General features: G+C 72.3%; 14 protein-coding genes. 11 read left to right on the forward strand and 3 right to left on the reverse strand.

What is annotated here, in order from left to right:
- Window positions 1–54 precede the first annotated feature (54 nt).
- Window positions 55–1,416: an aspartate aminotransferase family protein gene (locus OG386_RS21180; protein WP_328789453.1), complete on the reverse strand. Its 1,362-nt coding sequence runs from the start codon at window positions 1,414–1,416 to the stop codon at window positions 55–57.
- Between the two features lie 178 nt (window positions 1,417–1,594).
- Between OG386_RS21180 and OG386_RS21185 the strand changes: the two genes are divergently transcribed.
- The 11 genes from OG386_RS21185 to OG386_RS21235 all read left to right on the forward strand — a co-directional run bounded on the left by OG386_RS21185 (window position 1,595) and on the right by OG386_RS21235 (window position 11,696).
- Window positions 1,595–2,224, forward strand: a complete 630-nt coding sequence (locus OG386_RS21185; protein ID WP_328789454.1) for a DJ-1/PfpI family protein — start codon at window positions 1,595–1,597, stop codon at window positions 2,222–2,224.
- Window positions 2,217–2,753, forward strand: a complete 537-nt coding sequence (locus OG386_RS21190; RefSeq protein WP_328789455.1) for a MarR family winged helix-turn-helix transcriptional regulator — start codon at window positions 2,217–2,219, stop codon at window positions 2,751–2,753. Before OG386_RS21185 ends, OG386_RS21190 begins: the two co-directional genes overlap by 8 nt.
- A 129-nt stretch (window positions 2,754–2,882) precedes the next feature.
- Entirely contained in the window at window positions 2,883–3,272 is a 390-nt protein-coding gene (locus tag OG386_RS21195; protein WP_030010939.1) for a nuclear transport factor 2 family protein, read from the forward strand.
- 5 nt (window positions 3,273–3,277) lie between these two features.
- Complete coding sequence (locus OG386_RS21200; protein WP_328789456.1) at window positions 3,278–3,919, forward strand: LysE family translocator; 642 nt, start codon at window positions 3,278–3,280, stop codon at window positions 3,917–3,919.
- Window positions 3,920–4,126: 207 nt separating this feature from the next.
- Complete coding sequence (locus tag OG386_RS21205) at window positions 4,127–5,170, forward strand: alpha/beta hydrolase (protein ID WP_328789457.1); 1,044 nt, start codon at window positions 4,127–4,129, stop codon at window positions 5,168–5,170.
- Window positions 5,163–6,365, forward strand: a complete 1,203-nt coding sequence (locus OG386_RS21210; RefSeq protein WP_328789458.1) for an acyltransferase family protein — start codon at window positions 5,163–5,165, stop codon at window positions 6,363–6,365. Before OG386_RS21205 ends, OG386_RS21210 begins: the two co-directional genes overlap by 8 nt.
- A gap of 22 nt (window positions 6,366–6,387) precedes the next feature.
- A complete protein-coding gene (locus OG386_RS21215; protein ID WP_328789459.1) occupies window positions 6,388–7,707 on the forward strand; it encodes a sensor histidine kinase in 1,320 nt (439 codons plus the stop codon).
- A complete protein-coding gene (locus OG386_RS21220; protein WP_030383691.1) occupies window positions 7,704–8,375 on the forward strand; it encodes a response regulator in 672 nt (223 codons plus the stop codon). Before OG386_RS21215 ends, OG386_RS21220 begins: the two co-directional genes overlap by 4 nt.
- A gap of 89 nt (window positions 8,376–8,464) precedes the next feature.
- A complete protein-coding gene (locus OG386_RS21225) occupies window positions 8,465–9,802 on the forward strand; it encodes a sensor histidine kinase (RefSeq protein ID WP_328789460.1) in 1,338 nt (445 codons plus the stop codon).
- Entirely contained in the window at window positions 9,799–10,458 is a 660-nt protein-coding gene (locus OG386_RS21230; RefSeq protein WP_327384073.1) for a response regulator transcription factor, read from the forward strand. The genes OG386_RS21225 and OG386_RS21230 overlap by 4 nt, the downstream gene beginning before the upstream one ends.
- Before the next feature lie 29 nt (window positions 10,459–10,487).
- On the forward strand, window positions 10,488–11,696 hold the full coding sequence (locus OG386_RS21235; RefSeq protein WP_328789461.1) for a cytochrome P450: 1,209 nt from the start codon (window positions 10,488–10,490) through the stop codon (window positions 11,694–11,696).
- Here OG386_RS21235 and OG386_RS21240 read toward each other — a convergent pair.
- Together OG386_RS21240 and OG386_RS21245 are read right to left on the reverse strand one after the other, a co-directional pair.
- Window positions 11,693–13,303: an ABC transporter permease gene (locus OG386_RS21240; protein WP_328789462.1), complete on the reverse strand. Its 1,611-nt coding sequence runs from the start codon at window positions 13,301–13,303 to the stop codon at window positions 11,693–11,695. The two genes, OG386_RS21235 and OG386_RS21240, sit on opposite strands and share 4 nt — an antisense overlap.
- Window positions 13,300–14,193: an ABC transporter ATP-binding protein gene (locus OG386_RS21245; RefSeq protein WP_328789463.1), complete on the reverse strand. Its 894-nt coding sequence runs from the start codon at window positions 14,191–14,193 to the stop codon at window positions 13,300–13,302. The genes OG386_RS21240 and OG386_RS21245 overlap by 4 nt, the downstream gene beginning before the upstream one ends.
- Between the last annotated feature and the right edge of the window lie 45 nt (window positions 14,194–14,238).

Genomic DNA, 14,238 nt, shown 5'->3' on the forward strand with positions numbered 1-14,238 from the left:
GGTCCGGATCCGGGTGTGGACGGCGACCGGACCCGTTCCCCCGGGCGGGCGGGTCTAGCCGGCCGTGGTGTGGCGGTCGGCGACCGTCAGCGCCTCGTCCAGCAGGGCCAGGCCCTCCTTGGCCTCCGCCTCCGTGACGTTGCAGGGCGGGACCACGTGGATGCGGTTCATGTTCACGAAGGGCCACAGGCCCGACGCCTTGCAGGCCGCCGCGAACTCGGCCATCGGCGCGTTGTCCGCGCCGGCCGCGTTGTACGGCACGAGCGGCTCGCGCGTCTCCTTGTCCCGTACGAGTTCCAGGGCCCAGAAGGCGCCCAGCCCGCGGACCTCGCCGACCGAGGGGTGGCGCTCGGCGATCTCGGCGAGGGCCGGGCCGATCACGTTCTCACCGAGGTGGGCGGCGTGCTCGACGATGCCCTCCTCTTCCATCGTGTTGATCGTCGCGACGGCGGCGGCGCAGGCCAGGGGGTGGCCGGAGTACGTCAGTCCGCCCGGGTAGGGGCGGGTGGCGAAGGTCTCGGCGATGGCGGCCGAGATGGCCACGCCGCCGAGCGGGACGTAGCCGCTGTTCACGCCCTTGGCGAAGGTGATCAGGTCGGGGGTGACGCCCCAGTGGTCGGCGGCGAACCACCTGCCGGTGCGGCCGAAGCCCGACATGACCTCGTCCAGGATGAAGACGATGCCGTGGCGGTCGCAGAGCTCGCGCACGCCCGCGAGGTAGCCCGCGGGCGGGGTCATGATGCCGGCGGTGCCGGGCACGCTCTCCAGGATGATCGCCGCGATGGTCTGCGGCCCCTCGAAGGCGATGGTGTCGGCGAGGTGGGCGAGGGCGCGGGCGCACTCCTCGGCCTCGGTGGTGGCGTGGAAGGCGGAGCGGTAGAGGTACGGGCCCCAGAAGTGCACGACGCCGGCGGCGGCCGTGTCGGAGGGCCAGCGGCGCGGGTCGCCGGTCAGGTTGATCGCGGCGGCGGTGGCCCCGTGGTAGGAGCGGTAGGTGGAGAGCACCTTGGCGCGGCCCGTGTGCAGACGGGCCATGCGCACGGCGTTCTCGACGGCCTCGGCGCCGCCGTTGGTGAAGAAGACCTTGTCCAGGTCGCCCGGGGTCCGCTCGGCGATGAGGCGTGCGGCCTCGGAGCGGACGTCGACGGCGAAGCCGGGCGCGAGGGTGCAGAGCCGGGCGGCCTGCTCCTGGATCGCGGCGACGACCTTGGGGTGCTGGTGGCCGATGTTGGTGTTCACCAGCTGGGAGGAGAAGTCGAGGTACCGCTTGCCTTCGTAGTCCCAGAAGTACGACCCCTCGGCCCCGGCGACGGCGAGGGGGTCGATCAGGGCCTGGGCGGACCAGGAGTGGAAGACGTGCTTCCGATCTGCGTCCTTCACGGCGGCAAGGGTGTGCGAGGTGACATGAGGGGTCATGTCGTCACGCTAGAAGTGCGCAGGTGGGGCGGGATATCGGCGGACTGTATGGGGGTGGGGGGCCACTCTCGGCAGTCTGTCTGCGAGGGGCTCGAACCCCAGCCATGGATTGACAGCATCCTGTCGTTATGACAGTCTATTGTCATAGAGCAGGAACCACGCTGGAGGCGAAAGCACCATGAGCGAGACCCCGCGCAAGCCCGTCCACCTCGCGGTCTACGACACGTACGCGGACTGGGAGACCGGCCACACCACCGCGCACCTCACCCAGCGCGGCCACACCGTGCGCACGGTCGGCCTGAGCGCCGCGCAGCAGGTCACCACCATGGGCGGCGTCCGCATCCAGCCTGACCTGGCCCTGGCCGACCTGCGACCGGAGGACTCCTCGCTGTTGATCCTCACGGGCGCGTCCCTGTGGGACACGAGCGACGATCTGGCGCCGTTCGCGGCCAAGGCGCGGGAGTTCCTGGCCGCCGGAGTGCCGGTCGCGGCGATCTGCGGAGCCACCGCCGGCCTCGCCCGCGAGGGCCTGCTGGACGGCCGGACCCACACCAGTGCCGCCTCCTTCTACCTGGCCGAGCAGCCCGGTTACGGTGGCGCCGAGCGCTACGTCGAGGCCGACGCGGTGACCGACGGAGACCTGATCACGGCGGGGCCGACGGAGCCGGTGGCCTTCGCCCGCGAGGTCTTCGCCCGTCTGGACGTCTACAAGCCGGACGTCCTGGACGCCTGGTACGGGCTCTTCCACGACTCGGACGTCAGCGCGTACCCGGTCCTGATGGCGGCATCGGCGGCCGGCGATGCGTGAGGCGACGGACCTTGGCGATCGTGCGGACCCCGAGGAGGCCCGTACCCAGCAGGACCTGCTGAGCCGCACCGCGCTCGGGGTGTTCCGGCTGAACGGACAGTTCCTCGCCATCTCGGAAGAGCTGGCCAAGCCGGCCGGGCTGACGGCCGCCTGGTGGCAGGTCCTGGGCGCGGTACTGCGGGAGCCGCTGCCCGTCGCGGGCATCGCCCGGAGCATGGGCATCACCCGGCAGAGCGTGCAGCGCATCGCGGACCTGTTGGTCACCAAAGGGCTGGCGGAATACGCCCCGAACCCCGCCCACCGGCGGGCGAAGCTGCTGCGGCCCACGGAGGAGGGGCGGGGCGCGGTGGACCGGATCGGCCCGGGACACGCGGCCCTGGCGGCCCGCCTCACGGCGGAGCTGGGCGATGCCGCCTTCGCGGAGACGGTCCGCGCACTGGAACGGCTGGCCACGGCACTGGACGCGCTGGAGTCCGCCGGACCGTCCGCCACACCGTCCGCCGCCGTTCCTGCGCCCGCACCGGAATGAGCCCCGGACGGCACCGTCCGCGGCGCCGTGCACGCACCGCGAAGGCCCGCCGCAAGCGATTGTGTCGAAGTCAATAAGCCTGCAAGCAAAGCTTGTTACGTATAACGGGGCTGTCGGACACTGCGGCACATGGAGCCGTTGAAGGTAGTGGCACAACTGTGGGAGCGAATCGAGGCGCGCGACTGGGACGGCGTGGCCGGGCTCATCGCCGAGGACGCGGTCATCGAATGGCCCGTGAGCGGTGAGCGCATCGTGGGGCGCGCCAACTTCATAGCCGTGAACAGCGACGACGGCTACGCGGACGAGAGATCCGTGGAACTGCTGCGGATCCTGGCCGACGGGAACCTCGTGGTCACCGAGGTGGAGATACCTCAGGACCACGTCGTCTACCGGGCCGTCTCCCTCTGGACCGTGCGGGACGGGGAGATCGTGGGTGCGAGGGAGTACTGGACCAGCCCCGGCCAGGACCCGGCACCCCGCTGGCGGGCGGGCTACGTCGAACCCCTGGTGGCAGACTGAGCCGCGTGCTCACCGCTCTTCTCGGCGCGACCGGGGTCCTGGCGCTCCTCACCCTCGTCCCCGGCCCGGACATGGCGATCGTCACGAAACGGGCCATCACCCGGGGGCGCGGTGACGGGCTGCGCACCGTCGCCGGGATCGCCGTCGGGCTGCTGATCTGGGGCGCCCTCACCGTGGCGGGGCTCGCGGCGCTGCTCGCCGCCTCGACCGAGGTGTACCTGGTGGTGAAGCTGACGGGGGCCGCGTACCTGTGCTGGCTCGGCGCCCGGGCCCTGCTGCGGCCGGGTGCGGAGCGCGTGGCACCCGGGGAGCGCGGGGAGCCCGGGGAGCGCGTGCTGGAGCGGTCCGGGCCGGGCGGCGGCGGAGCCTGGCGGACGGGCCTGGTCGCCAACGTCCTCAATCCCAAGATCGCCGTCTTCTACACGGGACTGCTGCCCGCCCTCGCCCCGCCCGGCCTGCGGCCGGAGGTCGGCATGGCGCTGCTGGTCCTGCTCCACGTGCTGCTGACGGTGGTCTGGCTGGGCACGTACGTGTACGTGCTGTCGCGCGCCGGGCGGTTCTTCGCGCGGCCGCGGGTGCCGCGGGCACTGGACCGGACGACGGGAGTCGTCCTGATCGGCTTCGGCGTGCGGGTGGCGACGACGTGATGGTCATGGCGTCGCGGCGGTCGTGACGTTGCGGCGGTCGTGACGTTGCGACCGTCGTGCCCCTGGCTCGCAGGTATCCCCCGTCATACCTGAGAGCTACGCGCGAACACGGCTCCATGGCGTGACGCCGACCACGGGCCGGGATTTCTAACTTCGGTAGCAGAGAAGAGCGTTCACGGCTCTTCCGGCGACCGAAGGAAGAGGACCATGGCAACGGGGACGGGGACGCAGGCCGGGGCGGGGATCCAGACCGGGACCACCGGAAGGACCCGCGGGTCGGGCACGCGGCTCTCCACGGGCAGGGCGGGATCCGGTGGTGGCCGGCTGCGCCGCGGCCTGCTGGCCGCTCTGGTCGCCGCGGCCGTGGTGGTCCCCGTGTCCGCCGCGGCCTCCCCGAACGTCCCGGCCCCTGCGCCCGCCACGTTCTCCGAGGACGCCGCTCCCCGCAGCCGGTACGCCGCCAACAGCGCCAACCTCGCCGAGGCGGCCCGTACCGCCGAGGACGCCGACCGCCCCGGCCGGGCAGCCAGGCTGCGCGCCATGGGGTCGGGCGGAGCGGCCCAGTTCCTCACCTTCGACGGCCGCGGCAGGGGTCGCGCGGTCGAGGTGTTCGGCGAGCTGGAGAGCGCCGACCGGGTCGCCGTCCTGGTGCCCGGGTCCGACACCACGCTGGACACCTACGAGCGGTTCCGTGCCGGAGCCGTCTCCCTCCAGCAGCGCCTGCAAGCCGAGCATCCGCGCTCCGCCGTGGTCGCCTGGCTCGGGTACGACACCCCCGGAACGGTGAGCACCACCGTCCTGAGCGCCGACCGGGCCGACGCGGCCGCTGCCGAACTGGCCCCCTTCCTGGACCGGTTGCGCGACATATCGGGGCCCGGTGCCCGGCTCTCCCTCCTGTGCCACTCCTACGGCTCCGTGGTCTGCGCCCGGACCGCTACCGGGTCCGCGGTCAGCGACATGGCGCTGTTCGGTAGCCCGGGCACCGGGGCCGGATCCGCCCGTGAGCTGCCGACCGGGGCCCGGGTCTGGGCCGGCCGGGGCAGCGGCGACTGGATAGGCAACGTCCCGCACGTGCGGTTCGGCGGGATCGGTTTCGGCACCGATCCGGTCGATCCCGCCTTCGGGGCCCGGGCCTTCACCGCCGGCGCCGTCGGGCACAGCGACTACCTCAAGCCGGGCACCGAGTCCCTCGACAGCCTGGCCGCCATCGTCCTCGGCACCACCACCGCATCGGAGGCCGACCATGGTTGAGTTCCGCGCCCGGTGGTCCACCCTGGCCGCGGGCATCGACGCCGCCACGCCGGCCGACCGCGACCGGGCCGTGGACGCGCTGCGGGCCTTCGCGATCCTCGGCGTGGTCCTCGGCCACTGGTTGGTCACCGCGCTAACTGCGCGCGACGGCGGTCTGAGCACCACCAGCCCGCTGGCACACATGCCGTGGCTGGCTCCGGTGTCCTGGGTGTTCCAGACGTTGTCCGTCTTCTTCCTGGTGGGCGGCCATGTCGCCGCCCGCGGGTACGCGTCGGCGCGCGAGCGCGGCCTCTCGTACGGCGCGTGGGCCGGGCAGCGGCTGGGGCGGCTGTTCCGACCGGTCGCCGCGGTGCTGGTCCTCTGGACGGTCGTCGCGGTCGGGATGCTGATCGGCGGGGCGGAGTTCGCCACCGTCCGGTCGCTGGTCAAGCTGGTTCTGTCGCCGCTGTGGTTCCTGCTGGTGTTCGCCGCGCTCACCGCCGCGACCCCGCTCGTGGCCCGGCTCAGCCCGCTGTGGCCGCTGGCCGTGGTGGCTGCCGTCGACGTGTGGCGCTTCGGGCTGGCGGGCCCCGAGTGGATCGGCTGGGTCAATGTGGCCGCGGGTTGGCTCGTCCCCTTCACCCTGGGCGCCGCCTGGTCCCGCGGGGCGTTCGCCCGGCGCGACCGGGCGCTGCTCCTGCTCGGCGCGGGAGTCCTGGCCACGGCCGCGCTGATCCTCTGGGGCGGGTACCCGGCTTCGATGGTGGGTGTCCCTGGGGCCGCCGTCTCGAACCTGAACCCGCCGACGCTGGCGGCGGCCGTCTTCGGGCTGGCCCAGTGCGGGCTGGCGCTCCTGGTGCGCGACCCGCTCGCCCGGGCCCTGCGACGGCCGACGGCCTGGGCGAAGGTGGCTCTGGTGAACCTCTCCGCCATGACCGTCTTCCTGTGGCACCAGACCGCCATGATGGCCGTCACCGCCCTCGGGCTGCTGGTCTCGGCCGTCCTGCCCGGGCTACACACGGTGCCCGACTCGGTGGGCTGGATAGCGGCCCGGCTGCTGTGGTTGCCCGTGTTCGCCGCCGCGCTGTCGCTCTGTTGGGCCGCGTTCCGCATCCACGAACAGGCCACCGGCCGTCCGAAGCCGTCCCGTACCGCCCGTACTACCGCGGTCCCCCGCCCCAGGACGGACCCCGCCGAGGAGATCAACCATGTCTAGGGCCCGCCTTAGCCTGGACGGCGTGAACCAGCAGACCGAGCCACCTGCCGCCGACGCCCGCATCCGCCTGCCGCGCGGCCTGGCCCGGGAGTTGTTCACCCTGCGACGGGACCCCCTGCCAAGGATGGCGCGGCCGCGCTGGCTGGCCTGGCTGCCGCACGTGGTCCTCTGCTACGTGGCCATTCCCTGCGGTGTCCTCTCCGCAATGCTGATGAACGACCATTACAAGGTGCGCGGTTCGGCCCTGGTGGTGCTGTCACTGTTGACCTCCGCGTCCGTCGTGCTCAGCATGTTCCGGCCGATCGCCGCCTGGTGGCTCGGGCTCCTCACCTCCGGCCTGATCGCCTGGGCCATCCACGACCACGTCGGCCAGGGGCAGTCCTGGCCCTGGACGCCCGCCGGGCCGTTCACGCTCGCGCCCGTGCTCCTGATGGTCGCCCTGCGGGTGCCGCCCCGGGTGAGCGCCTCGGTCATCGGCATCACGCTCGCCCTCAACGGACTGGCCGACATCGTCCTCAGGCCGCCGCAGAGCCAGACCATCATCGGCGGAGTGGCCCTCCTCTTCGGGTTCGTGGGGATCCTCGGCTACGCCCTGCGGGCCACCCGCCTCGCCCGCGGCAAACTCGTCGAGCAGGAGACCCTCACCGAGGAGGAGCGGGCGCGGCGCACCCTGCTGGAGGAGCGCAGCCGGATCGCCCGCGAACTGCACGACGTCGTCGCCCACCACATGTCGGTGATCTCCATCCAGGCGCAGGTCGCCCCGCACTTGGTGGAGAACCCGTCAGAGGAGCTCAAGGAGAATCTGGCCGGCATCCGGGAGAACGCGCTGGAGGCGCTGACGGAGCTGCGGCGGGTGCTGGGCGTGCTGCGGTCCGAGCGGCCCGACGATCCCGCGAACCCCCATCATCCGCAGCCCACCCTCGGTGAGCTGGACGGCCTCGTGGACAACGTGCGGGGGGCCGGTCTGGACGTCACGACCGAGATCGCGGGGATACGCCGGCCGCTGACCCCGGGCGTGGAGCTCACCGCGTACCGGATCGTGCAGGAGGCGCTGAGCAACGCCCTGCGCCATGCGCCCGGTTCGCGGGTGGAGGTGGGCATCGCGTACGGGCCGCGTGATCTGCACCTGTGCGTCGCGAACAGCGCGCCGACCCGGGCGGCCCCGCCCTCGCCCGGTGCGGGGCACGGGCTGCTGGGGATGCGGGAACGGGCAGGCATGCTGGGGGGCGAACTGGCCGCCGGCCCGCGCCCCGACGGGGGGTACGAGGTGAGCGCCGTACTCCCGATGGATCCGCAGGACTTGTCCGCGGTCCCCGACTCCGAGACGAAGAGGACCCCATGAGCACGCCGATCAAGGTGATGATCGCCGACGACCAGATGATGGTCCGGCAGGGCTTCACCGTGCTTCTCAACGCGCAGCCCGACATAGAGGTCGTGGGGCAGGCGGTGGACGGGGCGGACGCGGTGGCGAAGGTCGCGGAGCTGGCTCCGGACGTGGTGCTGATGGACATCCGGATGCCGGGGATGGGCGGGATCGAGGCCACGTCCGTGATCACCGCGGTTCCGGACGCCGCGGTGAAGGTGCTGGTGCTGACCACCTTCGATCTCGACGAGTACGTGTACGAGGCGCTGCGGGCCGGGGCCTCCGGGTTCCTGCTCAAGGACGCGTCCGCCGACCAGCTCGCCGAGGCGGTGCGGGTGGTGGCGGCCGGCGAGGCGCTGCTCTCGCCGAACATCACGAAGCGGCTGATCACGGAGTTCTCCCGGCTGGGAGCTCCGCGCGCGCCGTCACGGGCCAGGATCGAGGCGCTGACCGAGCGGGAGACGGAGGTGCTGTCGCTGATCGCCCAGGGCCTGTCGAACGCCGAGATCTCGGAGCACTTGGTGCTGGCCGAGCAGACGGTGAAGACGCATGTGAGCCGGATCCTGGTGAAGCTGGGGCTGCGGGACCGTACGCAGGCCGCGGTGTTCGCGTACGAGACGGGTCTGATCCGCCCGACGGGCTACTGAGCGGGCTTGGGTAGTACTTGAGGGGGACCCCGGGAAATCCCCATCAGCGGCGACGCGGACGAGGCCGGTACGGACCTACGGTGGTGCGTATGACCGAGACGACCACCGGGGAGACATCCCGGGCACCTGAGTTCCGACTGGCATCTGAGGTGATCGCGACCCTTCGCCGGGATCTCGTCACCGATGCCTTCGCCTACCGGCCGCTGCCCCTGGCGGAGACCTCCGGGCGCTTCGTGCGCCGGCTTCCCGGGGTGCTGCGCCGGTACGCGCCGTACCGGCGCTATGCGGCGGTGGGGTTCCTGGCCTTCCTCGTCGGGCTGACCGCGCTCAACACGCAGTCGGCCGCCTGGGGCGACCTGGGGCCGATCGCCATGGCGATGCTGTCCGCCGCCCCGGTCCTGATGACGGCGGTGCGGCCGGTCGGCGCGTGGTGGGCGGCCATCGCGATGACGGTGGTGACGGCCGGCATTGACAGTGGCTTCAACTGGCCCTGGACCGAAAGCAGTTTCCCCGCCTACATCGTGGTCATGTTCCTCGTCACGCTGCGGACCGGGCCGCGGTTGGCGGCCTGGATGTGGACGCTCACCCTGGTGCTGGGATCCGCACTCTCCGTACTGTTCAGCGGCCACTGGGGGTCGAACCTGCCCGAGATGGCGGTGGCCTCGGCCTTCGCCCTGGTGATTGCCAGCAGTATCCGGATACGCCGTGATGCCCGGGCCGAGGTGAGCGCCCAGCAGGAGGTCACGGCCGTCGAGCGGGACAAGCGCACGCTGCTGGAGGAGCGGACCACGATCGCGCGGGAGTTGCACGATGTGGTGGCCCACCACATGTCGGTGGTGGCGATCCAGGCGGAGGCCGCACCGTACCGGGTGAAGAACCCGCCGCCGGAGCTGGAGGCGGCGTTCGTCACCATCCGGGAGAACGCGGTGGCGGCCCTGACGGAGCTGCGGCGGGTGCTGGGCGTGGTGCGCTCCGAGGACTACGAGGCCCCGGACGCCCCACAGCCGACGCTGGCCTCGCTGGAGGGGCTGCTGGCCAACGTGCGGGACGCCGGCCTGAGCGTGGAGAAGACGATCACGGGCTCGGTGCGGGAGCTGCCGCAGGGCGTGGAGCTGTCGGCGTACCGCATCGTCCAGGAGGCCCTCAGCAACACGCTGCGGCACGCGCCGGGAGCCGCGGCCGAGGTGGAGGTCTCGTACGTGCTGGGCGGTCTGGGCCTACGGATCGTCAACGACCGGGCGACCGGGGACGCGCGACCCTCGCCGGGGGCCGGGCACGGGATCACCGGTATGCGGGAGCGGGTGGCCATGTTGGAGGGTGAGATGACGGCCGGCCGGACGCCGGCGGGCGGGTACGAGGTGGCGGTGTTCATACCGGTGGCCCACCGTGCGGAGCCGGCGCCGGAGCCGCGGGAGGGGACGGCATGACGATCAGGGTCCTGATCGTCGACGACCAGGTGATGGTGCGCGAGGGGTTCTCCGTTCTGCTGAACGCGATGGACGGCATCGAGGTGGTCGGCGAGGCGGTCGACGGCCGGGAGGCCATCGAGCAGGTGGCGGCGCTGCGGCCGGATGTGGTGCTGATGGACATCCGGATGCCGCGGATGAACGGGCTGGAGGCCACGCGGGAGATCGTGGCCGCCGACACGGACGCGAAGGTGCTGGTCCTGACGACCTTCGACCTCGACGAGTACGTGTACCAGGCGCTGCGGGCCGGTGCCTCCGGGTTCTTGCTCAAGGACGCGTCGGCCCGTCAACTGGCCGACGGGGTACGGGTGGTGGCAGCCGGGGAGGCCCTGCTGGCGCCCTCGGTGACCAAGCGGCTGATCGTGGAGTTCTCGAAGATCTCCCAGGCCCGCCAGCTGGCGGACCCGGCGGGTTCGGGGGAGCTGACGGAGCGGGAGACGGAGGTGCTGGTACTGATCGCGCAGGGGCTGTCCAATGCCGAGATAGCCGACCGGCTGGTCGTCGCCGAGTCCACCATCAAGACCCATGTGAGCCGGATCCTGGTGAAGCTGGGCTTGCGGGACCGGACACAGGCGGCCGTGTACGCGTACGAGACCCGCTTGGTGACACCCGCCTGATCGGGCTCGGCTGCGTTTAGGGTGCAGGGATGGGTTTTGATCCGTGGGATGCCGCGTTCGTCGCCGATCCGTATCCGGCGTACCGGGAGTTGCGGGAGCAGGGGCGGGCCGTGTGGTGGGAGGCCACCGGGCAGTGGCTGGTGCCGCACTACGCCGACGTGAGTGCGCTGCTGCGGGACCGGCGGCTGGGGCGGACCTACCTCCACCGGTTCTCGCACGAGGAGTTCGGCCGCGAGGCGCCGCCGCCGGAGCACGAGCCCTTCCACGTGCTCAACGGCAACGGACTGCTCGACCTGGAGGATCCCGCGCACGCGCGGGTGCGCCGGCTGGTGGCGAAGGCCTTCACCCCGCGGACGGTGGAGCGCCTCGTGCCCGCGGTGCAGCGGCTGGCCGGGGAGTTGGTGGGGCGGCTGCGTGCCGACGGGGGTGGGGATCTGCTCACCGTCGTCGCCGAGCCGCTGCCGGTGGCGGTGATCGCGGAACTACTGGGCGTGCCCGAGGCGGACCGCGGATTGCTGCGGCCCTGGTCGGCGGACATCTGCGGGATGTTCGAGCTCCGGCCCGACGAGGAGACGGCGCGGCGCGCGGTGCGGGCGAGCGTCGAGTTCAGCGCCTACCTCCGGGGACTGATCGCCGAGCGGCGGAGCCGCCCCGGGGAGGATTTGATCTCCGGGTTGATCGCCGCCCACGATGAGGAGGGGCGGCTCAGCGAGCAGGAGATGATCTCCACCTGTGTGCTTCTGCTGAACGCCGGGCACGAGGCCACCGTCAACACGACCGTCAACGGGTGGTGGGCGCTGTTCCGCAACCCCGCGCAGCTCGCCGCGCTCCGCGCGAGCCACGATCCCGAAAAGTTGTCCACAGCTGTGGATGAACTCATGCGCTACGACACTCCGCTCCAGATGTTCGAACGCTGGGTGCTCGACGACATCCGGATCGGTGACACCGTCATCCCCCGCGGGGCCGAGGTCGCGCTGCTCTTCGGGTCCGCGAACCGGGATCCCGCGCGCTTCGACGATCCCGACGCGCTGGACCTCGTACGGGCCGACAACCCGCACCTGACCTTCGGGGCCGGGATCCACTACTGCCTCGGCGCGCCGCTGGCTCGGCGGGAGTTGGAGGCTTCCTTCGGGGCGCTCCTGGCGGACGGAGTCCCGCCGCTGCGGCTCGTCGAGGAGCCGCAGTGGCGGGACGGGTACGTCATCCGGGGGCTGGAGCAACTGTTGGTGGAGTTCTAGGCGACCATGTCGCGGCGGCGCAGGGCGCCGAGGCCCGCCGCCGTCAGGGCCGCCGCCAGCACGGTCAGCACCAGTAGCGGCGCCGGGTCCAGGGCCTGCGCTCCCGGGAGCCGGGGCAGGTGGGCGAAGGGCGAGAGGTTCAGGGCGGCCTGCGGGAGGTTCAGCGCCGGGCCGACCCAGCCCAGGGCGAGCGCACCCCCGGCCACCGCCCAGGCAGCCGCCGCGTACTGCGGGACGGCGCCGTACAGCAGCGCCGCCAGCGCCCCGATCAGCCACACCGCCGGGAGCTGGGCGAGCGCGGCGCCGATCGCCGCACCCGGCTCCCGGCCGTGCCCGAGGCCGAGACCGACGCCCGCCAGCAGCAGGATCAATGCCGAACCGCTGAAGGCCACGGCCAGGTGGCTGCCGGCCCAGCGCAGCCGGCCGACCGCGTTCGCGAGCAGCGGCTCCGCGCGCCGGCCCGACTCCTCACCACTCAGACGGAGCACGGAGGAGACTGCGTACAGGGCGGCGACCATGCCGAACATGCCGGCCATCGTGGCGAGGAAGGCGTCGGTGAGCGCACCCTGCGCGACCTGCGCGCCCGCCCCGCCCTGCCCGCCCTGCCCGCCCATCCGCTCGATGATCTCGCGGGTCCGGTCGTTGTCGCCGACCAGGTCCGCGGCGCCGTCCGCCATCCCGCCGAAGACGACACCGGCGACCAGGAAGCCCGCGCTCCAGCCCAGCACGCTGCCGCGCTGCAGCCGCCAGGCCAACGCACCCGCCGTGCCCAGCCGTCCCTCGGCCGGCCCCGGCCGCGACGGCAGGAAGCTCATGCCCAGGTCACGGCGCCCGGCCAGGGCGTACGCGGCGCCCGCCTGCACCGTGACGGCGGCGGCGAACAGGAGGAGCACCCACCAGCGTTCGGCGGCGAAGGCCCGTACGTTCTCCACCCAGCCGAGCGGCGAGGCCCAGGTCAGGGCCGACCGCCCGCCCCCCGTTCCGGCGTCGCCCGCGGCCTTCAGGACGAAGGCGGCGCCGAGCACGGCCGCCGTGATCCCCTTGGCAGCACGGGCGCTCTCGGTCAGCTGGGCGGCGATCGCGGCCGTGCAGGCGAAGAACGTCCCGGTGGCCGCGACGGCCAGGCCGAGGGCGACTGCGCCCGGCGCTCCCTGCCCCGCGAGACCGCCCGCCACGAGCAGGGCGACACAGGCGTTGGCCACGAGGGCGGTGAGCAGGGCGGCGGTCAGCGGGGCGCGCCTGCCCACCATCGCGGCGGAAAGCAGTTCCTGACGGCCCGTCTCCTCCTCCTCGCGGGTGTGCCGGACGACGATGATCAGGCTCATGGCGGCCGCGAGGACGGCGGCGTAGACGCCGCCCCGCCAGGCGGTCAGGGCACCGAGCGAATCACCGAAGACCGGTCCGTACAGGGCGCGCATCGAGCTGTTGGCGTTCATCGACGCGGCGGCCCGGGCGCGTTCGGCGGCGGTGGCGTACACGCTGCCCAGCGAGCCGGGCATGCTCACGACCATGACCGTGGTGACCAGGGTCCACACCGGCATCATCACGCGGTCGCGGCGCAGGGCGAGCCGCAGCAGCGCCCCGGTGCCGGCCAGTTGGTTCTTCATCGGGACGCCTCTTCGGTGTAGTGGCGCAGGAAGAGCTCTTCGAGGGTGGGCGGGGTCGAGGTCAGCGACCGCACCCCCGACGCGGTGAGGGAGCTGAGTACGGCGTCCAACTTGTCGGTGTCGGCCTGGAGGCGGACCTTCAGCCCCTGCACCTGGACGTCGTACACGCCCGGCAGGTGTGCGAGGCCGTTCGGCGGGCCGGCCAGCTCGGCGCTGATCGACGTACGGGTGAGGTGGCGGAGTTCGGCGAGGGTGCCGGTCTCCACCGTGCGGCCCTTGCGGATGATGCTGACCCGGTCGCAGAGGGCCTCGACCTCGCTGAGGATGTGCGAGCTGAGCAGGATGGTGCGCCCGGCGGCGCGCGCCTCGCTGACACAGTCCTGGAAGACCTCCTCCATCAGCGGGTCGAGGCCGGAGGTGGGTTCGTCGAGGACGAGCAGTTCGACGTCGGAGGCGAAGGCGGCGACGAGGGCGACCTTCTGCCGGTTGCCCTTGGAGTACGTGCGCCCCTTCTTGGTGGGGTCCAGCTCGAACCGCTCGACGAGCTCGGCGCGCCGGGTCCGGTCGAGGCCGCCCCGGAGACGTCCGTAGAGGTCTATGACCTCGCCGCCGGAGAGGTTGCGCCACAGGGTGACGTCTCCGGGGACGTAGGCGACGCGGCGGTGGAGGGCGACCGCGTCGGCCCAGGGGTCGCCGCCGAGGAGCTCGGCGGAGCCGGAGTCGGCGCGCAGCAGGCCCAGCAGGACCCGGATGGTGGTGGACTTGCCGGCGCCGTTCGGGCCGAGGAAGCCGTGTACCTCGCCGGTGGTGACCGAGAGGTCGAGTCCGTCCAGTGCGCGGGTGCGGCCGAATGCCTTGTGGAGGCCGGCAACGCTGATTGCCTTCGTCATGCTTCCGAACGTACGCTACTTTCACAAATTTGTGAAGCTTGAGAA

Origin of the sequence: Streptomyces sp. NBC_00273, from assembly GCF_036178145.1 — a bacterium.
Taxonomy (GTDB): domain Bacteria; phylum Actinomycetota; class Actinomycetes; order Streptomycetales; family Streptomycetaceae; genus Streptomyces.